At 67.2% G+C, this 22727-nt stretch carries 18 protein-coding genes and 3 tRNA genes; 8 read left to right on the top strand and 13 right to left on the bottom strand.

From position 1 onward, the window contains the following. Nucleotides 1-88: 88 nt before the first annotated feature. On the bottom strand, nt 89-1939 hold the full coding sequence (locus LG380_RS02445) for a formylglycine-generating enzyme family protein (protein ID WP_225766419.1): 1851 nt from the start codon (nt 1937-1939) through the stop codon (nt 89-91). 117 nt (nt 1940-2056) lie between these two features. On the opposite strand from LG380_RS02445, the gene rnd reads away from it, so the two are divergent. From rnd to dxs, 7 genes are all read left to right on the top strand, one after another. Then, a complete protein-coding gene (gene rnd / locus LG380_RS02440) occupies nt 2057-3148 on the top strand; it encodes a ribonuclease D (RefSeq protein ID WP_225763444.1) in 1092 nt (363 codons plus the stop codon). 16 nt (nt 3149-3164) lie between these two features. After that, nucleotides 3165-3240 (top strand) — tRNA-Ala (locus LG380_RS02435). Nucleotides 3241-3438: 198 nt separating this feature from the next. Further along, nucleotides 3439-3514, top strand: a tRNA-Phe gene (locus tag LG380_RS02430). A 254-nt stretch (nt 3515-3768) separates the two neighbouring features. Next, on the top strand, nt 3769-4248 hold the full coding sequence (locus LG380_RS02425; protein WP_225763443.1) for an LEA type 2 family protein: 480 nt from the start codon (nt 3769-3771) through the stop codon (nt 4246-4248). A gap of 59 nt (nt 4249-4307) precedes the next feature. Further along, nucleotides 4308-6098, top strand: coding sequence for an acyl-CoA dehydrogenase C-terminal domain-containing protein (locus tag LG380_RS02420; RefSeq protein WP_225763442.1), 1791 nt, complete (start codon nt 4308-4310; stop codon nt 6096-6098). Between the two features lie 97 nt (nt 6099-6195). Further along, on the top strand, nt 6196-6861 hold the full coding sequence (locus LG380_RS02415) for an HNH endonuclease (protein WP_225763441.1): 666 nt from the start codon (nt 6196-6198) through the stop codon (nt 6859-6861). A gap of 231 nt (nt 6862-7092) precedes the next feature. After that, nucleotides 7093-9003, top strand: a complete 1911-nt coding sequence (gene dxs, locus LG380_RS02410) for a 1-deoxy-D-xylulose-5-phosphate synthase (RefSeq protein WP_225763440.1) — start codon at nt 7093-7095, stop codon at nt 9001-9003. 75 nt (nt 9004-9078) lie between these two features. On the opposite strand, the gene LG380_RS02405 is transcribed toward dxs, so the two are convergent. From LG380_RS02405 to thrS, 10 genes are all read right to left on the bottom strand, one after another. Then, nucleotides 9079-10068, bottom strand: a complete 990-nt coding sequence (locus LG380_RS02405; protein ID WP_225763439.1) for a TraB/GumN family protein — start codon at nt 10066-10068, stop codon at nt 9079-9081. A gap of 220 nt (nt 10069-10288) precedes the next feature. Further along, nucleotides 10289-10365 (bottom strand) — tRNA-Pro (locus LG380_RS02400). A gap of 65 nt (nt 10366-10430) precedes the next feature. Beyond that, a complete protein-coding gene (locus tag LG380_RS02395) occupies nt 10431-10787 on the bottom strand; it encodes a MerR family transcriptional regulator (protein ID WP_225763438.1) in 357 nt (118 codons plus the stop codon). Continuing rightward, nucleotides 10768-11067: an integration host factor subunit alpha gene (locus LG380_RS02390; RefSeq protein WP_054657702.1), complete on the bottom strand. Its 300-nt coding sequence runs from the start codon at nt 11065-11067 to the stop codon at nt 10768-10770. Before LG380_RS02390 ends, LG380_RS02395 begins: the two co-directional genes overlap by 20 nt. A gap of 19 nt (nt 11068-11086) precedes the next feature. Continuing rightward, nucleotides 11087-13468 (bottom strand): phenylalanine--tRNA ligase subunit beta, encoded by a 2382-nt coding sequence (pheT, locus tag LG380_RS02385; RefSeq protein WP_225763437.1) that lies wholly within the window; start codon nt 13466-13468, stop codon nt 11087-11089. 93 nt (nt 13469-13561) lie between these two features. After that, the gene (locus LG380_RS02380; RefSeq protein WP_225763436.1) at nt 13562-14557 is read right to left on the bottom strand and encodes a phenylalanine--tRNA ligase subunit alpha; all 996 of its coding nucleotides are present in this window, start codon (nt 14555-14557) and stop codon (nt 13562-13564) included. A gap of 185 nt (nt 14558-14742) precedes the next feature. After that, nucleotides 14743-15102: a 50S ribosomal protein L20 gene (gene rplT / locus LG380_RS02375; RefSeq protein WP_017157120.1), complete on the bottom strand. Its 360-nt coding sequence runs from the start codon at nt 15100-15102 to the stop codon at nt 14743-14745. Nucleotides 15103-15113: 11 nt separating this feature from the next. Continuing rightward, complete coding sequence (gene rpmI, locus LG380_RS02370; RefSeq protein WP_010342861.1) at nt 15114-15311, bottom strand: 50S ribosomal protein L35; 198 nt, start codon at nt 15309-15311, stop codon at nt 15114-15116. Between the two features lie 288 nt (nt 15312-15599). Beyond that, on the bottom strand, nt 15600-16124 hold the full coding sequence (gene infC / locus LG380_RS02365; protein ID WP_225766418.1) for a translation initiation factor IF-3: 525 nt from the start codon (nt 16122-16124) through the stop codon (nt 15600-15602). A gap of 61 nt (nt 16125-16185) precedes the next feature. After that, the gene (thrS, locus tag LG380_RS02360) at nt 16186-18090 is read right to left on the bottom strand and encodes a threonine--tRNA ligase (RefSeq protein ID WP_225763435.1); all 1905 of its coding nucleotides are present in this window, start codon (nt 18088-18090) and stop codon (nt 16186-16188) included. A 310-nt stretch (nt 18091-18400) separates the two neighbouring features. Here thrS and LG380_RS02355 point away from each other — a divergent pair, with 310 nt between their 5' ends. Next, nucleotides 18401-19432: a LacI family DNA-binding transcriptional regulator gene (locus LG380_RS02355; RefSeq protein ID WP_225763434.1), complete on the top strand. Its 1032-nt coding sequence runs from the start codon at nt 18401-18403 to the stop codon at nt 19430-19432. Nucleotides 19433-19511: 79 nt separating this feature from the next. On the opposite strand, the gene LG380_RS02350 is transcribed toward LG380_RS02355, so the two are convergent. Both LG380_RS02350 and LG380_RS02345 read right to left on the bottom strand, forming a co-directional pair. Next, the gene (locus tag LG380_RS02350) at nt 19512-21215 is read right to left on the bottom strand and encodes an alpha-amylase family glycosyl hydrolase (protein WP_225763433.1); all 1704 of its coding nucleotides are present in this window, start codon (nt 21213-21215) and stop codon (nt 19512-19514) included. Beyond that, complete coding sequence (locus tag LG380_RS02345; protein WP_225763432.1) at nt 21215-22693, bottom strand: MFS transporter; 1479 nt, start codon at nt 22691-22693, stop codon at nt 21215-21217. Before LG380_RS02345 ends, LG380_RS02350 begins: the two co-directional genes overlap by 1 nt. Between the last annotated feature and the right edge of the window lie 34 nt (nt 22694-22727).

Here is a 22727-nt window from a genome sequence, read left to right as displayed (position 1 = left end):
TTTCCCGGAATGGGCCGACCCGCCCGGGTCGTGGCCACCGACGCCATGCTAGCGCCTGCGGACGCGATGCCGGCGTCACGATTGGCGGTCAGATGCCGCGCACCAGGCGGAAGCCGATTCGGGCACTGGTCACGTCCGAATCCTGCTGCAGCCGCCATGCCGCACGCACCTGTTCGGGGGCATTGGCCCAGTTGCCGCCACGTACCAGCCGCTGGCGGCACCCCGGGTTGAACCAGGCCACGCCATCGGACGGGGCGCGGCGATAGCTGGAGTGCCAGCAATCGGCCACCCACTCGCTGAGGTTGCCGCCCATGTCGTGCAGGCCCCACGGATTGGGCCGGAAGCTGGCCACCGGTGCCGGCCCCCAGTAACCGTCGCCGTAACCAATGAAGGCGTTGTTCCAGCGGCGTCCCCTTGGCGACACATCCTCGCCGCCGGTGAAGTTGCCCACGCCTTCCGGCGGCACGCCGTCATCACCCCACGGGAAACGCCCGTTACGACCCGCACGCAGCGCGTACTCGAACTCGGCCTCGCTCGGCAGCCGGTAATGGCGGCCGGTCTGTTCGGACAGCCACGCCGCATAGGCCTCGGCATCGCGCACGCTCACGTGCATCACCGGATCATTGGGTGCCGCGCGCGCACCGTTGTAGCCGGAGCGCCAGTCCACCCCACTGCGGCGGGCGAAGTTGCCGCTGCGCTCGTCATACACGGTGGAATGGCCACGCCGCGTCGCACGCGGGCGCGCACCGGCCGAGGCCACGAACCGCCCGAATTCGGCCACGGTCACCTCGGTGATGGACATGGCAAAACCACGCTCGAACCGGACCGTGTGTCGTGGCCGCTCCGCCGCCACGGAACCCGGCTCGTCATCGCTGGCCCCCATTTCGAAACTGCCGTGCGGGATGACGATCATCTGCGGCCCGCGCCCGCCATCCTGCAGGGCGTCGGTGAACACCTGGCCGGGACGGAAGCTGCCGTATCGGGTCGCCAGTTCGATGCGCTCGCGCAGCAGCGCCACGACCGGCTCATCCGGCAAGGCGATGCGCTCGGCTTCGGCCAGGATGGCGCGCGCCGGGCGCAGCCCCTGGGCGCTGGTGAGTTGGCGCAGCGCCGCATCGCGCAGTGCAGTCAGCCGCGCCGCGCGCATCAACTCGATTCGCACCCGCGCATCGGCTACGGTCTCGGCATCGCTGCGCAGTCCTTCCGCGCGTGCCAGCCACTGCGCGGCCTGCTGGAAATCAGCGGCCGCGGCCGCCAGTTCAGCGCGGGCAATCATCGCGCTCTCCACCGCGGCCACACCCTGCAGTGCGCGACTGTCCTCCGGATCCAGCACCAGCGCGGCACGGAACCGGGCCAGTGCGCCTCCGCTGTCATCGCCGGGCCGTCCGGCACGCAGCTCCGCTTCGCCGGCGCGATTGAGGGCCTGGATGCGGCGTGCGAGTTCCACGCGCTCGTGCAGTTCCTGCACCGTTGGGTCGTCCGGCGCCAGCGCGCGCAGTACCGCCACCCGTTCCGCAGCCCCGGCCAGCGCATCGCGCTGGTGCTCACGCTGCGCCACCAGGGCGTCGACATCGCGCTGCAACTGCTGCCGTGCCCGGGCCAGTCCAGCCGTGGCCACGCGATCCTGCGGCTGCAGCTGCAGGATCGCCAGGTACAGCGGGATCGCATCGTCGGCGTGCTGGTACAGCTGCCCGGCAGCCAGCGCGCGTGCCGCGTTGCGCCGTGCCTGTTCCAGCTGCGCCTCGCCGAGTTCCACCTCCGGCGGCCGCCACGTGGCTGCCGCCACCGGCGCGTCGGGAACATCGACCCGTACCTTTTCCGGGGCCGGGATCTCCAGCGCCTCGCGCTCCGGCTCCAGCCCCGCAGCCGCGGGACCGTCCTGCTGCGGCGAACGCGAGCAGCCCACCAGGGCCGAGATCACCAGCGTTGCCAACAGCATCAGGGTGCCGGAATTGCGCAAGTTTCCTCCATCACGGGTAGCCGCCGTGCCCGGGGCCGCGCCGACGTTAGGCTATTCTCACCTGCCTGGGCAAACCCTGCAGTTGACGGAAAACACGTGGCTTACTGGATCACTCATCCGGCGGAACTCGAACAGCGTTACCAGCAACATCCCGACCGCATCGGACTGGACACCGAATTCATCCGCGAGCGCACCTTCTGGCCACAACTGGCGCTGGTGCAGATGGCTATCGGCGAGGAGATCCTACTGATCGACCCGCTCATTCCCGGCATGGCCGAGGCCCTCAAGCCGTGGCTGACGGACACCTCGATCACCAAGGTGATGCACAGCGCCAGCGAGGACCTGGTGGCGTTCAAGCACACCTGCGGCGTGCTGCCGCGACCGCTGTTCGATACCCAGATCGGTGCGGCACTGGCCGGCATCGGCAGCGGCATGGGCTACCAGAAGCTGGTGGCCGCGATCACCGGCGTCACCCTGCCCAAGGGCGAAACCCGCTCGGACTGGATGCGGCGCCCGCTCTCGCCGACCCAGCTCGAGTACGCCGCCGATGATGTGGTCCACCTGTTCGCGCTGCACGATGAAATCCGCAGCCAGCTGGAGCAGAAGGGGCGCACCGCCTGGCTGCAGGAGGACAGCGAGCGCCTGCTGGCCAGCGTCGACGACGACGAGGACCGCTGGCCGCACGTCTCCATGCGCGCGGCGCAGTTCCTCGATGCCCAATCCCAGCGCCGGCTGCTGCGCCTGCTGCGCTGGCGTGACCTGCAGGCCCGGCAGAGTGATCGCCCGCGCAGCTGGATCCTGGACAACGAGCTGGCCACCACGCTGGCGCGCAACCCGCCGGCCGATACCGATGCGCTGCTGCGGCTGATGGATCGCTTCCCCAAGGCGCCGCGCCGGCTTGCGCAGCCGCTGTTCCAGGCCTTGACCACGCCGCTGGAAGACGAGGCGCAGGCACCACTGGCCAGCCAGCCCACCGATGCCAGCAAGAACACCATCAAGCGCCTGCAGGACGCGGTTGCCGCGCGTGCGGCCGAACTGGGCCTGCCCGATGGCGTACTCGCTTCGCGCCGGCACCTGGAGACCTGGCTGGAAAGCGGCCAGTGGCCGGCCCTGCTGGGCCAGTGGCGTCGCGCCGAGCTCGAGCAGCGGCTGGCGCCCCTCTTGGCGGAACCGGCCGCGGCGGGCTAGAATTGCCGGACCGTGTGGGGCGGTAGCTCAGCTGGGAGAGCGTCGCGTTCGCAATGCGAAGGTCGGGAGTTCGATCCTCCTCCGCTCCACCAAATTTCCAAGCGCGTCATGTCGGAAGACATGACGCGTTTTTTTGCGGAGCCGGTGCTCTTTCCGGCGAAGTGCAGTGGATGCACACCGCAGCGGGTATTGTTCGGCCAGTTTGAAAATTGAATGCAATTTTCTCTTGCCGGATTACGAACAGCCCCGTATGATGCGCGTCCTCGCCGACGACAACGTCGCGATGAAGTGGCCGGGTAGCTCAGTTGGTAGAGCAGGGGATTGAAAATCCCCGTGTCGGGGGTTCGATTCCCTCCCCGGCCACCACTTCGAAAGAAGAACCTGCGGAAACGCAGGTTTTTTTATGCCCGAAATCCGGGCAGCACTGTTCCCGCCGACCGCAACGAAGCCGCATCCCCGTGTGTGCGCCTGCGTGAGTCCTCCGACAATCATGTCGTCATGCACGACCACCAGCGCAAGCGTGCCCATGTGTGCGTGACAGAGCGTGGCGCCCGCGCGCGTCTGACATGCGTCCATACGCCGTAGTATCCTCCATCTTCCACCGCCACCGGGAGACCAGGATGAAACTGCCGCGCATCAAGTTTGTCGTGATGGCATTGGGCCTGCTGGCCATGGCTGCCTGTGGTGGCGGCACGGTCAAGCGCGTATCCGAACCGGCGGCCAGCATCCAGCAGCTTTCCGTGGGCGCAGACGGCAACTGGGACGTGCAGCTGCGTCTGAGCAACTTCAGCTCGATGCCGATGCGCTTTGACACGGTGTCGCTCAAGTTCACCGTCGGCGACGCCGAGGCCGGCACGCTGCAGTCCTCGCCCTCGCTGGAAATCGGCCCCGAATCGGCCGACGTGGTCTCCATCGCACTCAAGCCCTCCTCTGCCAGTCGCCTGCTGGTGGCCGACACCCTGGCCGGGCGCCGCTCCCTGCCCTACGAACTGGAAGGCAGCGTCAGCGCCACGCCGCGGGACCGCAGCCAGCGCAACTTCGACATCAAGGCCCGCAGCAGCCTGAGCCCGGCCGCGGGCCTGCCCGGCGTGCTGCGCTGAGCCTCCAACCCATTCCCGGCGACCGATCGCCACTTACTCCATCAACGAGACTGATCCTGATGAGCAGCTACAAAGCCCCCGTCTCCGACCTCCGCTTCGCCCTGCACGACGTGCTGAAGGTCGAGTCGCTGTTTGCCAGCCTCGGCTTTGCCGATGCCACCGCCGACGTGGTCGATGCCGTGCTGGAGGAAGCCGCGCGCTTTTCCGGCACCGTGCTGTCGCCGCTGAACAGCGTCGGCGATGAAGTGGGCTGCGTACTGGACAAGGCCACCAACGAGGTGACCACCGCACCGGGCTTCAGGCAGGCCTACGAACAGTTTGTCGAAGGCGGCTGGACCGGCCTGACCTCGGCGCCGGAATTCGGCGGCCAGGGCATGCCGGAAACCCTCGGCATGGCGGTCAGCGAGATGCTGTCCGGCGGCAACCTGGCCTGGTCGCTGTTCCCGCTGCTGTCGCACGGCGCGGTCGAGGCCCTCAAGCACTACGGCCAGGACTGGCAGAAGGAAGTCTTCCTCAAGCCGCTGGTGGAAGGCCGCTGGACCGGCACCATGTGCCTGACCGAGCCGCACGCCGGCACCGACCTGGGCCTGATCAAGACCCGTGCCGAAGCCAACGACGACGGCTCCTACTCGATCACCGGCACCAAGATCTTCATCACCGCCGGCGAGCACGACCTGGCCGAGAACATCGTCCACCTGGTGCTGGCCAAGCTGCCCGACGCCCCTCCGGGCCCGAAGGGCATCTCGCTGTTCGTGACCCCGAAGTTCAAGGTGGGTCAGGATGGCACCATGGGCGAGCGCAACGCGCTGGCCTGCGGCGCACTGGAGCACAAGATGGGCATCCACGGCAGTTCGACCTGCGTGATGAACTTCGACGGCGCCCAGGGCTACCTGGTCGGCCAGCCGCACAAGGGCCTGCAGGCGATGTTCGTGATGATGAACTCCGCCCGCCTGGGCGTGGGCATCCAGGGCCTGTCGCAGTCCGAGCGCGCCTACCAGGGCGCGTTGGCCTATGCGCGCGAGCGCCTGCAGTCGCGTTCGCCCAAGGGTGCCGCACTGCCGGACAAGCCGGCCGACCCGATCATCATGCAGCCGGACGTGCGCCGCATGCTGCTGACCATCAAGTCGCTGACCGAAGGTGCGCGCCTGCTGGCCGCGCACGCCTACACCCAGCTCGACGCTGCCCAGCACGCAGCCGATGCCGAAGCCCGCGCCAAGGCCGAGACCCTGGTCAGCTTCCTCACCCCGATCACCAAGGCCTGCCTTACCGAGTGGAGCATCGAAGCCACCTACAACGGCATGCAGTGCTTCGGTGGCCACGGCTACATCCGCGAGCACGGCATGGAGCAGCTGGCGCGCGACGCCCGCATCCTGACCCTGTACGAAGGCACCACCGGCATTCAGGCGCTGGACCTGATCGGCCGCAAGACCGCCATGTCCCAGGGCGCTGGCCTGAAGCTGTTCCTGGCCGAGATCGAGCAGTTCATCGGCGAGAACACCTCCAATCCGGCCGTGGCCGAGTTCCTGCCGGTGCTGGGCGCCAAGGCCAAGGAATGGGGCAAGCTGACCATGGACGTGCTGCAGCGCGCCGCCGCCAACCCGGAAGAACTGGGCGCTGCCAGCCACGACTACCTGTTCTACTCGGGCTACGTGGTGCTGGCCTACTGGTGGGCCCGCAGCGCCGCCGCGGCCGCGGCCTCCTCGCAGGCCGAGTCGTTCAAGCAGGCCAAGCTGGAGACCGCGCGCTTCTACTACGCACGCATCCTGCCGCGCACCCTGGCCCATGCCGCCGGCATCGCCGCCGGCGCCGAGTCGCTGATGGCCATGGACAACACCCGCTTCGGCGAGTAACTCCCGCGGGCCGGTCCTGCCGGCCCCTATCCGCCCCGGCCCGCGCGCCGGGGCGGATACACAACACGCAGGACTTCGGGTATAAGCTGTTTTCCCGATGGAGACAGACACAGCCACGCTTGGTCTGATCGAAACCGGAGCCGCCACGGCCCCGGCCGCCGAAGCATCGGCTTCCGTTACTCCCCTTCCCTCTCCTGGCACGGTGCGGCTGCTGTCGCTCGATGCGCATGGGCGCGTGCTTGACTGGATCACCTGGCAGGACGCCGCCTGCCTTTATGCGCGTGATGCCGTGGCCTGGACGCTGGGTGATCCCTGCCTGCACGTGCGCGGCGGCACCTGCCGCGTCACCGGGCTGCGCAGCGGCATGGACCTGCACCCGATCATCGCCGCGCGCGGCCATGCACGTTCGCGCGCGATCGATCCCACGCCCAACCTGACCAACACCGCGCTGTTCGCGCGGGACGCGCACCTGTGCCTGTACTGCGGCCAGCACTTCAACCGCCCGCAGCTCACCCGCGACCACGTGATGCCGATTTCCAAGGGTGGCCGCGATACCTGGGAGAACGTGGTCAGCGCATGCTTCCACTGCAATTCACGCAAGGCCAACCGCACCCCGCAGCAGGCCGGCATGCCGCTGCTGGCGGTGCCCTACCGGCCGAGCTGGATCGAGCATCTGATCCTGTCCAACCGCAACATCCTGGCCGACCAGATGGCCTTCCTGCGCGCGCAACTACCGCGCAAGCCGCGCCCGCGACTGCTCTGACTGCTTCGCACATGACCCGGCCGGTGCGCCATTTACGCAGGCGTCATCGTGCAGCGCCGAAGCTGTTTCCCTCGTTGAACGCCGCGGCGTTCCCGCCGATTCCTGCCTCGCCGCACAGATGCGCGTCACTTTGTCGCACCCGGCTGCAATAACCGCCTGAAAAACCGCAACTTTGCTTGCCCGCCCCGGTGATGGGGGCGAAAATACCGGTTCAGCTGAAACGCCAATCCAATGATCGATTCCGACCGCTATCCCCGCCTTTCCCATATCCAGACGCCGGATGACCTGCGCGGATTCGATGAATCCGAACTCGTCGCCATCGCCGGGGAACTGCGCGCGTACCTGATCGAATCGGTCGGCCGCAGCGGCGGCCACTTCGCCGCCGGCCTGGGCGTGATCGAACTAACCGTCGCCCTGCACTACCTGTTCAACACGCCGGTCGACCAGCTGGTGTGGGACGTAGGCCACCAGACCTATCCGCACAAGATCCTGACCGGCCGCCGCGACACCATCCACACGGTCAAGCAGAAGGACGGTGTTGCGCCGTTCCCCAAGCGCGACGAAAGCGAGTACGACACCTTCGGCGTCGGCCATTCCTCCACGTCGATCTCCGCCGCGCTGGGCATGGCCATCGCCGCGCAGCTGCAGGGCGATCCGCGCAAGGTCGTGGCGGTGATCGGCGATGGCGCGATGACCGCCGGCATGGCGTTCGAGGCACTGGCCCACGCCGGCGGCATGGATGACGAGCCAAACGTGCTGGTCATCCTCAACGACAACAACATGTCGATCTCCGAGGCCGTGGGCGGGCTCACCAAGATGCTCGGCCGGGCCACCGCCAGCCGCACGCTCAACGCGCTGCGCGAGGGCGGGAAGAAGATCCTCGGCGACAAGCGCAGCAGTCCGCCTGCCCGCTTCGTCAAGCGCTGGGAGGAACAGTGGAAGGGCATGTTCGTGCCGTCCACCGCCTTCGAGCAGATGGGCTTCCACTACACCGGCCCGATCGACGGCCACGACCTGCCGCTGCTGCTGTCCACGCTCAAGCGCCTGAAGGACACCAAGGGCCCGCAACTGCTGCACATCATGACCACCAAGGGCAAGGGCTACGAGCCGGCCGAAGGTGACCAGATCGGCTACCACGCGGTTGGCCCGTTCGACCCGAGCAAGGGCCTGCCGGCCAAGGCCGGCCCGAAGAAGCCGACCTATACCGACGTCTTCAGCGACTGGCTGTGCGATGCCGCCGCGGCCGAGCCGCAGCTGATGGGCATCACCCCGGCGATGCGCGAGGGCTCGGGCCTGGTGCGCTTCAGCAGGGAATACCCGCAGCGCTACTTCGACGTCGCCATTGCCGAGCAGCACGCGGTGACGCTGGCCGCCGGCATGGCCACGCGTGGCGCCAAGCCGGTGGTGGCGATCTACTCCACCTTCCTGCAGCGCGCCTACGACCAGCTGGTGCACGACGTGGCGATCCAGAACCTGGACGTGCTGTTCGCGATCGACCGCGCCGGCGTGGTTGGCCCGGACGGCGCCACCCATGCCGGTAACCTCGACCTGAGCTACCTGCGCTGCGTGCCGAACATGGTGATCATGGCCCCGGCCGACGAGGCCGAATGCCGGCAGATGCTTACCACCGGCCTGCGCTTCCAGGGCCCGGCCGCCGTGCGCTATCCGCGCGGCTCGGGCACTGGCGTTGCCGCAGGCACCGACCTGTCCACGCTGGAAATCGGCAAGGCGCAGCTGCGCCAGTCAGGCAGCCGCATTGCCGTGCTGGCCTTCGGCAGTACCGTCGCCGCGGCTGAGGAAGTCGGCCGCGAGCTGGGCCTGACCGTGGTCAACATGCGCTTCATCAAGCCGCTTGATAGGGAGATGGTGCTGAAGCTTGCCCAGCAACACGAGGGCTTCGTCACCGTCGAGGACAATGTGGTGGCCGGCGGTGCCGGCTCGGGCGTGTCCGAACTGCTCAATGCCGAGGCGGTGACCCTGCCAGTGCTGCATCTGGGTCTGCCGGACGAATTCCAGCACCACGCCAGCCGCGAGGACCTGCTGGCCGAAGCCGGCATCGATGCCGCCGGCATCCGCGCCGCCATCCTCAAGCGCTGGCCCAAACTGGGCGCCACGCCGTCGGCACTGTCCGCCGCCAGCTGATGCACGAAGGCCCTGCAATGCAGGGCCTTTTCATAGCGGCAGCGCCTTGAGCGCCAACCCGCGATGCCGGTGCGGTTACGGCGACTCGATTTCGTAGCCGCGTTCCTGCAGCAAGCTCAGGTAGCCGTCAACGGCCAGCAGCCCGTCGACAGGCAGCAAGGCAAACGTCTGTCGGTTCTTCCGCAGTGCGGTTTCGGCAATGGACAGCCAGTGGTGCCGGCCCCGCTCCCGCACGTCGCCGTAGCCGCGATTGCGGCCAAACGCCGAGTGCGTGACGACCTCCATGCAGGTTTCCGCTGCACTTTCATATGGCAGCCGCCGCAAGGCGTCCTTGTCGCCGACCGCCCAGGCGTTGGCACGCACGACGAGCTTTGGCAGGTCACGCTCCACCAGTGCAAGGGGCTTCTCCAGGCAGGGCGTGTCATCGATGTCGCCACCGCGGAATTCGCGGATGGCCGACTTCGGATCTTCCAGCGTCAGTTTCAGCGTGGTGCTGGTTGGCGTGATCCCCGCCGCCTTGGCCGCACGCTCCACCACGGGCATGACCACCGGCTTGCCGCCCAACCCCGCGGACTTGATCGCCGCCGCCTGCAGTTCCGCCGCTGCAAACAGCGGGCGCTTTCGTTCGATCGACTTCCCGCCATCGAGGTAGCGCTGCTTCTGCACCTGCCAGCGCGCATGCAGGGCCGGCGGCAGGACGTCCGCAAGCGTAGCCCCATCGGCGTTGCGCATCGCCTTCAGCGCAGACGGCGCCAGAGCCAGCGAACGGAAAAGCCCGATGTCAGCTGTCATCGTCACCGAGGGCGGGAGCAGCACCTGCTGCGAATCGGCGATGACGGCTTCCACCTCGGCCGACTCCCACTCCATCTTCGCCGGCAACGGCGACACCGTGCCCAGGATCCACAGCACATTGCCTTCATGGCTCACCCGCCACAGCCCCGGACCGGGCTGGACGCCGGTGACCACCAGCGTCTCCAGGTCCTTGATCGGGCCCGTATCGGCTACGGCGTCGCCCGTGCCGGCAAGATCCCCGGCGGCCTGCGCGAACGGAGTCGATGCCAGCATCCAACCCCAGATACACAAACCCCATGTTGCTTTTCGCATCTTCCCGGACATTCCTTGCCGTGGCGGAAGTGGCGACATTAACCGCTCGCCCTTGGGAAGTGTGGGCTGAGGGCCATCCCGGCAGGCGCCCCACCTCTCGAACGCTTTCGCCAGATCGCTAGACGCCAGAAAACCAAAAGGCCCATGCATCGCTGCACAGGCCTTTGGATATCTGCAAATTTGGTCGGGACGGCCGGATTTGAACCGACGACCCTCTGCCCCCCAGGCAGATGCGCTACCAGGCTGCGCTACGCCCCGAACTTGATTGCATTCCCGCTGGTCGGCGGGCCGGAAAGTATAACCGCTTTTGCCGTCGCTGTGACTCAGCGACGCAGCAGTTGCAGCACTTCTTCCAGTTCCATCCGCACCTGCTTGATGATCTGGTTGCTCAGCGCCGACTCCTGCTTGCCGCCCTCGCCTTCCAGGCGCAGGCGCGCACCGCCGATGGTGTAGCCCTGTTCGTACAGCAGGCCGCGGATCTGCCGCACCATCAGCACGTCATGACGCTGGTAGTAGCGACGGTTGCCACGGCGCTTGGCCGGTTCCAGGCTGGGAAACTCGGTCTCCCAGTAACGCAGCACGTGCGGCTTGACGTCGCACAGCTCGCTGACCTCACCGATGGTGAAGTAGCGCTTGGCCGGAATCGGCGGAAGTTCGCGGTTACTGCCCGGATCCAGCATATGCCTCCACCCGCTCCTTGAGCTTCTGTCCCGGACGGAAGGTGACCACCGTACGGGCCGAAATCGGAATTTCCTCGCCGGTCTTGGGGTTGCGGCCCGGGCGCTGGTTCTTGCGCCGCAGGTCGAAGTTGCCGAAACCGGAGAGCTTCACCTGGCGTCCCTGCTCAAGCGCGTCGCGCAGGACATCGAAGAATGCATCAACGAATTCCTTCGCCTCGCGCTTGTTCAGACCGACCTCGTCGAACAGACGATCGGCCATCTCCGCCTTGGTCAACGCCATGCTGCCCCCTGTGTCCTGCTCAGCCCCTGATCCGGGCGCGATGTTCGCGCTCGATGGCAGCCACCACGTCGGCAACCACGGCATCCACGTCGCGATCCGTGAGAGTGCGCGACTTGTCCTGCAAAATCAAGCCCATAGCGAGACTCTTGAACCCCGGATCGACACCCTGTCCGACGTAGCGGTCGAACAGCACCACGTCGCGCAGCAGCGGGCCGACGGCAGTGCGGATGGTGGCAGCCAGCGCCGCCCACGTGACCTCGTCGGGCACCAGGAAGGCCAGGTCACGGCGCACGGACGGGAAGCGCGACAGCTCGCCGGCACGCGGCACCTGGCGCGCGAGCAGCGGCTCGACATCCAGTTCGAAGGCAATCACGTCCACATCGATGTCCAGCGCCCTGGCCAGGCGCGGATGCAGCTGGCCGATCCAGCCGATGCAGGCACCATCGCGCCAGACGTCGGCCGAACGGGCCGGATGGCCGAACGAGCGCTGCGACGGACGGAACTCCAGCGCGGCGCCCGAAGCGGCGGCGAGCGATTCCAGGTCGCCCTTGAGGTCATGGAAATCGACCTTGCGGGTCGTCGTGCCCCATTGCAGGGCGTCGGCATCGCCGCAGACCGCGGCGGCCACGCGCAGCGTTTCCACCGGCGCCGGCTTGCCTTCGCCGGCCTGCGGATGGAACACGCGGCCCAGTTCGAACAGGCGCACGCGGCCGGCCTGGCGGGCGGCATTGCGGCCCAGCGCGGCGACCAGGCCCGGCAGCAGCTGCGGACGCATCACCGCCAGTTCGGCCGACAGCGGATTGGCCAGCGGCACCTGCGCACCGTCCAGGCCCCACTGCTTGAGCAGCCCGGCATCGACGAAGGCGAAGTTGATGGTTTCCAGCATGTCGCGCGCGACCAGCTGGCGACGCGCGCTCGCCTCGTCCAGGCGGGTCTCGCTCGGCATGGCGATGCGCGAGGCACCGCCGGGCAGCGTGGTCGGGATCCGGTCGTAGCCGTGGATACGGGCCAGCTCCTCGATCAGGTCTTCCTCGATGGCGATGTCGAAACGGCGGCTGGGCGCGGTGACCTGCCAGCCTTCGCCGGTCGCGGTCACGCCCATGCCCAGCGCCCGCAGGATGCGCTCGACGTCGGCGTCAGCAATCTTGATGCCCAGCACGCGGCGGATGCGGGCGCGGCGCAGGGCGATGCTGGCGGCCTTGGGCAGATCGTCACTGCGCACGGCCTCGGTCACCGGACAGGCGCTGCCACCGGCCAGGTCCAGCACCAGGCGGGTAGCGTATTCGATGGCCAGGCGCGGCAGTTCCGGATCCACGCCGCGCTCGAAGCGGTGGCCGGCATCGGTGTGCAGGCCGAGCTTGCGGCCGCGGCCCATGATCGCGGCCGGGGCGAAGTGTGCCGCCTCCAGGAACACCGAGGTGGTGGCATCGGTGACACGGGTATCGAAGCCGCCCATCAGGCCGGCCAGGCCGACCGGACGGTCGGCATCGGTGATGACCAGGAAGCTGTCATCCAGCGTGGCGTCGCGACCGTCCAGCAGCTTGAGCACCTCGCCGGCGCGTGAACGGCGCACCCCGATCGAGCCCTGCAGCGTGCCCAGGTCATACGCGTGCATCGGCTGGCCGAGTTCCAGCATCACGTACTGGGTAATGTCCACCAGCAGCGACACCGGACGCACGCCGCTGCGGCGCAGGCGCTCGGCCATCCACAGCGGCGTACGCGCGGCCGGGTTGATGCCCTCGATCACGCGACCAAGGTAGCGCGGCGCTTCGGCACCGGCGTCCAGCGCCACCTGCAGTTCGCGGCTGCCGCTGGCCGGCACCGGCTCGGCGGCGAACGGCACCACTTCGCTGGCGCATGCAGCAGCCACGTCGAAGGCGATGCCGCGCAGGCTGAAGCAGTCGGCGCGGTTGGGCGTGAGCTTGATCTCGATGCTGGCGTCCGGCAGGCCCAGATACTCGACCAGCGTCTGGCCGACCGGCGCATCATCCGGCAGCTCGAACAGGCCGGAGGCATCGCTGTCCAGACCCAGTTCCCTGGCCGAGCACAGCATGCCGTTGGATTCGACGCCACGCAGCTTGGCCGGCTTGATCTTCAGCTCGCCAATCTGCGCCCCGACCATCGCCAGCGGCGCGACCAAGCCCGCGCGCGCGTTCGGCGCGCCGCACACGATCTGCAGCAGCTCGCCCTGCCCCGCGTCGACCTTGCACACCTGCAGGCGATCAGCTTCGGGATGACGCACGGCCTCGACGATGCGGGCCACGACCACGTGCTGCAGGCCTTCGCCCAGCGCAGTCACCTCTTCCACTTCCAGGCCGATGGCGGTCAGCACCGCGCTGAGCTCGTCACGCGAGGCGCTGGTGGGAACGTGGCTGCGCAGCCAGTTTTCAGAGAATTTCATCGGATTGTCACCGTTTGGCGGGCTGTTCCCCGCCGTGTCCGTTTGCAGGATCGGCCGCGCCAGGCGCGGCCGCTATGCGAATGCAGGTCTGGATCAGGCGAACTGGCGCAGGAAGCGCACGTCGTTCTCGAAGAACGCCCGCAGGTCGTTGACGCCATAACGCAGCATCGCGAAACGCTCCACGCCCAGGCCGAAGGCAAAGCCGGTGTAGCGCTCCGGATCGATGCCGCAATTGCGCAGCACGTTCGGGTGCACCATGCCGCAGCCCAGCACTTCCAGCCAGCGGGTGCTGCCATCGGCCTGCTGCCAGGCGATGTCCACTTCCGCGCCCGGCTCCACGAACGGGAAGTAGCTGGGACGGAAGCGCATCTCGAAATCGCGCTCGAAGAACGCGCGCACGAATTCGCTCAGCGTGCCCTTGAGGTCGGCGAAGGTGGAATGCTCGTCGACCAGCAGGCCCTCGACCTGGTGGAACATCGGCGAGTGGGTCTGGTCGGAGTCCGAGCGGTACACCTTGCCGGCGGCGATCATGCGCAGCGGCGGCGCGTGATCGCCCATGTAGCGCACCTGCACGCCGGAGGTGTGCGTGCGCAGCAGGCGGCCATCGCCGAAGTAGAAGGTGTCGTGCATGGCGCGCGCCGGATGGTGCGGCGGGAAGTTCAGCGCCTCGAAGTTGTGCCAGTCATCCTCGATTTCCGGACCCTCGCTGAGCTCGTAGCCCAGGCGGCCGAAGATCTCGGTGATGCGTTCCAGCGTGCGCGTGACCGGATGCAGGCCACCGCGTTCGCCACGCCGGCCCGGCAGGGTGATGTCGATCGCCTCGGCAGCCAGGCGCGCGTCCAGCGCAGCGTCTTCCAGCACGGCCTTGCGTTCGGTCAGCGCGGTGCTCAGCGCATCACGGGCGCGGTTGATCGCCTCGCCGGCGGCTTTGCGCTCTTCGGCGGGTAGGCCGCCGAGCTGCTTGAGCTGGGCAGTGATGCTGCCGCTCTTGCCCAGCAGGGCCACGCGCAGGGCTTCCAGCGCTTCGGGAGTCTGCGCGGCGGCCACTTCGGCCAGCGCCTGCGCAGTCAGGGATTGGATGTCGCTCATGGATCGACGGAGCCTCGGTTCGTATGCCACCACGGTCCGCGCCGGGCCGACCCCCGTCGCCACCGCTACCGGCCACCACGCGGGTTGGTGGCCCTGAAAAAGCAATGGGGAAGGACTTGCGCCCTTCCCCATGCATTGCCTTACCCACCGCCGTTGCGCGCGAACGGCAACAGCAGGGGAGGGACTTATGCTGCCAGTGCGCCCTTGGCCTTTTCAGCCAGCGCGGCAAAACCGGCCGCGTCGTGCACGGCGATGTCGGCCAGCACCTTGCGGTCCAGGGTGATGCCAGCCTTCAGCAGGCCGTTCATGAAACGGCTGTAGCTCATGCCGTTGATGCGGGCAGCCGCGTTGATGCGGGTGATCCACAGCGAACGGAAGTTGCGCTTCTTCTGCTTACGACCGATGTAGGCGTACTGCTGGGCCTTGATGACGGCCTGCTTGGCAACGCGGAAGACCTTGCGGCGGGCGTTGTAGTAGCCCTTGGCCAGGGTCAGGATTTTCTTGTGGCGGCGGCGCGCCTGCACACCACGCTTTACTCGTGCCATGTCTTAATTCCTCAGAGGTACGGGAGCATGCGGTCCAGACGGCCTGCGTCTTCTGCGCGGACGTGGTTCGTCTGACGCAGGTTACGCTTCCGCTTGGTCGCCTTCTTGGTGAGGATGTGGCTACGGTTGGCGTGGCCAGCCTTGTACTTGCCGGATGCGGTCTTGCGGAAACGCTTGGCCGCCGCCCGGTTGGTCTTGATCTTGGGCATTGCTATGTCCTTGATGGTGTTTTGTCACTGACCAGGGCGGTGGCCTTGCCACACTTTCCGTCCGTGCCCTTGCCTGCTTGTAAGTCCGCCACCCCTGCGGGCGCTGACCGGTCCTGAGCCGTTTGCACGGCACCCGGCAATACCGGGCCGCCCATTATGCCCTCGTGAAGGGGTCAATGCAAACCATTGATTGGCAGTGGCCTCCGGGCCCGCGAGGCGCCGGAACGGCAAACGGGCGCCTGCCGGCGCCCGTCCACTACCGAAAGCTGCTGGCCCTGAGGCCGCGGCTTACTTCTTCTTCGGCGCGATCATCATGACCATCTGCCGGCCTTCAAGGCGCGGGCGCGATTCGATCACGATGTCCTCGCCCAGGTCGGCCTCGATGCGGTTGGCCATCTCACGACCCAGCTCCTGGTGGCTCATCTCACGGCCACGGAAGCGGATGTTGACCTTGATCTTGTCGCCATCTTCCAGGAAGCCGCGCATCTTGCGGAGCTTGATCTGGTAGTCGCCCTCGTCCGTGACCGGACGGAACTTCACTTCCTTGATCTCGACCTGCTTGGTGCGCTTCTTGGCCTCGTTGGCCTTCTTCTGCATTTCAAACTTGAACTTGCCGAAGTCCATGATCTTGCAGACCGGCGGATCCGCCTGCGGCTGGATCTCGACCAGGTCCAGGCCTTCGTCCTCGGCCATCGACAGCGCTTCGTCGCGCGACAACACGCCAATCATCTCTCCGTCGCTGCCGATCACGCGGACGCGCGGCACACGGATTTCATGATTCTTGCGGTTCTGTTTGTTGTCAGGGGTGCTGATATTCCAATCTCCAAATGGTGTCGGTCCGGTCCGTGCGGCTCATCCGCCGGACCGGGGTTGCTCACTGCGCCTGTTCGGCCCGCAGTCGTTCGATGAAATCCTGGACCGGCATCGATCCCAGGTCCTCGCCCGAACGCGTGCGCACGGCCACGGCACCATTCTCCTTCTCGCGGTCTCCGACCACCAGCAGATACGGCACCCGCTGCAGCGTATGCTCGCGGATCTTATAGCCGATCTTCTCGTTCCGCAAATCGGCAGTGACCCGGAAGCCTTGATCCGCAAGGGTTTTGCGGACCTCGTTCACGTATTCAGCCTGAGCGTCCGTGATGTTGGCGACAACGACCTGTACCGGGGCCAGCCAGGCCGGGAACTGGCCGGCGTGGTGCTCGATCAGGATGCCGATGAAACGCTCCATCGAGCCGACGATCGCACGGTGCAGCATGACCGGGTGCTTCTTCTGGCTGTTCTCGTCCACGTACTCGGCGCCCAGGCGGCCCGGCATCATGAAGTCGACCTGCATGGTGCCCAGCTGCCAGGTGCGGCCGATGGCGTCCTTGAGGTGGTACTCGATCTTCGGGCCGTAGAACGCGCCCTCGCCCGGCAGTTCCTGCCACTCCACGCCGCAGCTGGACAGCGCCGAGCGCAGCGCGCCTTCGGCCTTGTCCCAGGTGGCGTCGTCGCCCAGGCGCGATTCCGGGCGCAGGGCGATCTTGATCTGGATTTCCTCGAAGCCGAAGTGCTTGTAGACCGCCAGCGCCTGCTGGTGGAAGGCGGTCACTTCGGACTCGATCTGGCCTTCGGTGCAGAACACGTGGCCGTCGTCCTGGGTGAAGCCGCGCACGCGCAGGATGCCGTGCAGCGCGCCGGACGGCTCGTTGCGGTGGCAGGAACCAAATTCACCATAGCGGATCGGCAGGTCGCGGTAGCTGTGCAGCCCCTGGTTGAACACCTGGACATGGCCCGGGCAGTTCATCGGCTTGACCGCGTAGGTGCGCTTCTCCGACTCGGTGAAGAACATGTTCTCCTGGTAGTTGTCCCAGTGACCGGACTTCTTCCACAGGCTCACGTCCAGGATCTGCGGGCAGCGCACTTCGCCGTAGCCGCTGTTGCGGTAGACCTTGCGCATGTACTGCTCGACCACCTGCCACAGCGCCCAGCCCTTGGGGTGCCAGAACACCAGGCCCGGGGCCTCTTCCTGCAGGTGGAACAGATCCTGCTGCTTGCCGATGCGACGGTGATCGCGCATCTCGGCTTCCTCGATGCGCTTGATGTACGCCTCGAGCTGCTTCTTGTCGGCCCAGGCGGTGCCGTAGATACGCTGCAGTTGCTCGTTGGCAGCGTCACCGCGCCAGTAGGCGCCGGAGATGCGGGTCAGCTTGAACGCCTTCAGGAAGCGGGTGTTGGGCACGTGCGGGCCGCGGCACATGTCCACGTATTCCTGGTGGTAGTACATGCCCATGGCCTGGATGTCGTCGGCCATGTCCTCGATCAGGCGCAGCTTGTAGTCCTCGCCGCGGGCCTTGAAGATCTCGACCACTTCCGCGCGCGGGGTCATCTTCTTGATGACGTCGTAGTCCTGGGCGATCAGCTCGCCCATGCGCTTCTCGATCGCGGCCAGGTCGTCCGGGGTGAACGGGCGCTCGGAGTAGATGTCGTAGTAGAAGCCCTCGGCGATCACCGGGCCGATGACCATCTTCACGTCCGGGTACAGCTGCTTGACCGCGTGGCCAACCAGGTGGGCGCAGGAGTGGCGGATGATCTCCACGCCCTCCTCGTCCTTGGCGGTGATGATGCGCAGGGTGGCGTCGTGGTCGATGACGTCGCAGGCGTCCACCAGCACGCCATCGACCGAACCGGCAATGGTGGCCTTGGCCAGGCCGGCACCGATGGACTGGGCAACGTCCATGACGCTGACCGGATTTTCAAATTCGCGGCGGCTGCCGTCGGGAAGGGTGATGGTGATCATGGCATTCACTGGGGTCGGGACCCGCTCTGGGCGGGGGCGGCAGGCACATGGAAAGTGCTGTCCGCGGGGAAAATACAGGCAACAAAAAAAGCGCCGCGAGGGCGCCTGCAGCCAGGGCCTCGGCAACGTCAGCAGTGGGCGGTGGTAGTGCTCATGTCGCACGCTCGGCCGGCGTTTCCGCGGGCCACCTGAATCCGGATCCAAGGGATGCCGCGATCTTAAACCAAACAGGCCCGGGATGCCTGCCCCGCGGGGCGATCGGACTGGCCGGGCATGGCATCATAGCCGGCACTTTCACACCCGGGCGCCCATGAGCATCAAAGGCAAGGCCACCTCCCTGGACATCGCTTACCTGGCTGGCGTCTCGCAGCCGACGGTGTCGCGGGCGCTGCGTGGCAGCCCGATGGTCAACGAGGAAACCCGGCGCAGGATCCTGGCCATCGCCCGGGAGCTGAACTACAAGGTCGACAAGAACGCCTCCAGCCTGCGCGCCCAGCAGTCGGGCACGCTGGCGTTGCTGTTCTTCGAGGACCCGACCCCGGACGACTCGCTGATCAACCCGTTCTTCCACTCGATGCTGGGCTCGATCACCCGGGCCTGCGCGGTGCGCGGCTATGACCTGCTGGTCTCGTTCCAGCAGTTGTCCAGCGACTGGCATGCCGACTTCGAGGACAGCAACAAGGCCGACGGGCTGATCCTGCTCGGCTATGGCGACTACCTGGAGGCGCAGCACCGGCTGCAGCGCCTGGTCGAACAGGGCACGCACTTCGTGCGCTGGGGCGCCACCCTGCCGGACCAGCCGGGCATCTCGATCGGCTGCGACAATTTCCAGGGCGGGCTGGATATCACCGCCCACCTGCTGCAGGTCGGCCGGCGCCGGATCGCCTTCCTCGGCGATGCCTCCGACCACTACCCGGAGTTCCAGGAGCGCTGGCGCGGCTACACCCAGGCCCTGCGCGAGGCGGGACTGGAACCGGAGCCCGCACTGCAGGTCGATGCGATCACCACCGAGCTGTCCGGCCACGAGGCGGCCACGGCCCTGCTGCAGCGGGACCAACCGTTCGATGCGGTATTTGCCGCCAGCGACCTGATCGCCCTGGGGGCGATGCGCGCGCTGCGCGAGCACGGGCTGCGCATCCCGCAGGACGTGTCCGTGGTGGGTTTCGATGACATCCCGGTGGCCGCCTCGGCGGTGCCGCCGCTGTCCACGGTGCAGCAGGACACCAAGCTGGCCGGCACCCTGCTGGTGGAAAGCCTGATCGCCCGGATCAATGGCGAGCCGGGCCAGAACCGCACGATCCCGGCGCGACTGGTGATCCGCGGCTCCTCCGTCGCGTCCTGAGACGCGCCGCCCTCGCCGGGCGGCTGTCGCTTGCAGGAATACCCGAGGGGGCCCCGGCGGCTGCCGGAGCCGGTGCGGGTCAGCGCTGTGCCGACTTCCGTTCCATCAGCGCATCCAGCTGCCCAAGCAGGTCGGCGCGGGTAACCGGGGCATCGGACAGGAAGACCAGGACCCCATGGGCCGGGACGTCGGCCTTCAGCTGCCGCCCGACCTCCACCGATTCACCGCTGAACGCGTCGCGCCAGGTGCCGGCCTGCAGGTAGCGGCTGACCTTCATGGTCTTCGCCCGGTCGCCCTTGTTGAGCAGTACCAGCGCGGTCTGCGCCGTGCCCTCGTGCTGCAGCACGCGGTAGAACGCTGCGGTGTCGCCACGCAGTTCCACGTTGACCTGCAGGCCGCGCTGGAGCGCCGGCGTGGCTTCGCGCAGCCGCGCGATGCGGCGCAGCTGCTGGAAGATCGGGCTCTGCGGCGCGGCATCCACCCGCTCCTGGCCGAAGTAGTTGCGGTTGCCGGCGTGCTCGGCGCGGCCGCGCATGAACCCGGTTTCCGAGCCGTAGTAGATGACGGGGATGCCGCGCGCGGTGAACAGCCAGTTGTGCGCGTCGATGAAGCCCTCGTCGCTGGCATCGATGCGCGGCATGTCGTGGTTGTCGTAGAACGTCATCAACTCGTACGGATTGGCGTACGGGCCGTCCTGCAGGTGCAGCGCGCCAGCCAGGCGCTGGAAGCCGGCCTGTTCGTGGCCGAACACCGACTCGAGCGCCTGCTTGAGCGGGAAGTCGAGCACGCTGACCCCGGCATTGGCCGGATCGGTGTGCTCGGCGATCCTCGCCGCGTCGTAATCGAAGGCCTCGCCGAACATGAACAGGCCCGGGTGCTCCGCACGCAGGCGCCGGGTGAACTCGTTCCAGAACGGATGCGGCAACCAGGCGATGGTGTCGATGCGCAGCGCATCGGCGCCCTGCCCCAGCCACTGCAGGTAGGCACCGGCCAGGTACTCCATGACCGCCGGGTTGTCCTGGTTGAAGTCGGCCAGCTCGGCGAGGTTGCCGTCGAAGATCGAGCCCTTGCTGCCATCGACCGCGCCGACGTTGTTGTAGAACGCGTGCAGCGGGTTGCCTTGTGGGTCCAGTTGCTGTGGCGGCAGGTTCTGGTGGTCGGCAATGAGCGTGCCATCGCGGTCGAACAGCTGGCCGAACTGTGGCTGCGTCTTGGCCATGCCCCACGCCGGCGAGCCGTGGTTGGCAACGATGTCCAGCACCACCTTGAGCTTCTGCTCGTGCATGGCCTTGGTGAAGGCGGCGAAATCCAGGCCCTCGCTGGGCAGGTGCTCGTCAAGCCTGTAGAAGTTGATGCCCCAGTAACCGTGGTAGCCGGTCTTGCCATTGTCGGTCAGTGAGCTCCCGCAGCTCAGCGGCTTGCCACCGGTGAAGGCCTGGTCGGGGTTCTCGACAATCGGGGTGATCCACACCGCGCCGAAGCCGAGGTCGCGGATGTAGCCGGCGTTGTCCAGCACGCCCTTGAAGTCGCCCCCCAGGTAGCCGATGTTGCCGTCGATGCCGTCGTCGCACGGCACCGGGATGTCGAAGGTACGGTGCTCGCCGCCCTGCCCGCGTTGGTCGTTGGATGTATCGCCGTTGACGAAACGGTCGGTGACCACGAAGTACACCGCGTGGCTGGCGAAGGGCTCCAGGGTGCCGTAGTAGTCCTTGTCGGCGGCATGCGCGCTGCCGGCACCGGCCAGGGCCAGCGCCATCGAGAGCTTGAGGATGTTCGGGCGCATCAGGCCTCCTGGTTCTGGTGATGGACCCGCAGCACGCACAGGCCGGCGACGAGCAGGCTGGCGCCGCCGACGGCCAGGGCCAGGATCGGCTGGTTGCCCAGCCAGTGGCGCAGCACGAAGCCGAGCACGCTGGCCGCGACCAGCTGCGGGATGACGATGAAGAAATTGAAGATGCCCATGTACACGCCCATCTTTGCCGCCGGCACGCTGTCGGACAGCAGTGCATAGGGCAGCGACAGGATCGAGGCCCAGGCGAAACCGACGCCGACCATGGACAGCAGCAGCCACTGCGGGTCGCGGATCACCAGCAGCGACAGCAGGCCGGCCGCACCCAGCCACAGGTTGACCAGGTGGCTCCAGCGCAGGCCGATGGCGCGCACCAGCCACGGGATCAGGATCGCGGCCAGCGCGGCAAAACCGTTGTAGGCGGCAAACAGCACGCCAACCCAGTTGGCGCCGTCGTTGTAGGCGGCCGAGGACGTATCGGTGGCACCGAAGTGCACGCCGGTGACCGCGGCGGTGGTGTAGATCCACATCGCAAACAGCGCGAACCAGGAGAAGAACTGCACCACCGCCAGCTGGCGCATGGTCGAGGGCATGTGCTGCACGTCATGCACGATCACCGCCAGCATCCGCGTCGGCTGCAGGCGCCGGGCAATCAGCACCAGCGCACCGTAGGCGGCGAACAGGCCGGCCAGCACGTAGAGCATGCGGTCACCGGCAGCCAGATGGATGCCCACGGCCATGGCGATGCCGGCCAGCAGCCACGCCCAGGCACTGCCGGCGACAATGGCGACGCCCTCTCCGGCGGGGGTAGCCGACGCGGGTTCGGCATCGTCAAACGCGGCCAGCTCCTGCGGGGAGTACTCGCGGGTACGCAGCACGGTCCAGCCGATGGCCAGGAACAGCACCACGCCGCCCAGATAGAACGCGTAGCGCACGGTATCGGGAACCATACCGGCCTCGGCGGTATTGGCCACGCCGGCCTTGGCCAGCAGCCACGGCAGCATGCTCGCGACCACCGCACCGACGCCGATGAAGAAGCTCTGCATCGCATAGCCGGCCGGACGCTGGCGCGGCGCCAGCTGGTCGCCGACGAAGGCGCGGAACGGTTCCATCGAGATGTTGATCGAGGCGTCCAGCACCCACAGCGTGCCCGCGGCGATCCACAGCGCCGGCGAGTTGGGCATCACCAGCAGCGCAAGCGTGGTGAACAGCGCGCCGACCATGAAGTACGGGCGACGGCGACCGAAGCGGTTCCAGGTGCGGTCGGAGAGATAGCCGACGATCGGCTGCACCAGCAGGCCGGTGAGCGGGGCGGCGATCCACAGGCCGGCCACATCATCCATGTCCGCACCCAGGGTCTGGAAGATGCGGCTGGCATTGGCGTTCTGCAGGGCGAAGCCGAACTGGATGCCCAGGAAGCCGAAGCACATGTTCCAGATCTGCCAGAACGACAGCTGCGGTTTGCTTTTCATCAAGCGGTTCCCCCCTCCGGGAAGCACGATGCGA

Source organism: Stenotrophomonas sp. Marseille-Q4652 (assembly GCF_916618915.1).
Lineage (GTDB): Bacteria > Pseudomonadota > Gammaproteobacteria > Xanthomonadales > Xanthomonadaceae > Stenotrophomonas.
Note: the sequence above shows the minus strand (reverse complement) of the source record. Positions and strands in the feature narration are given on the sequence as shown.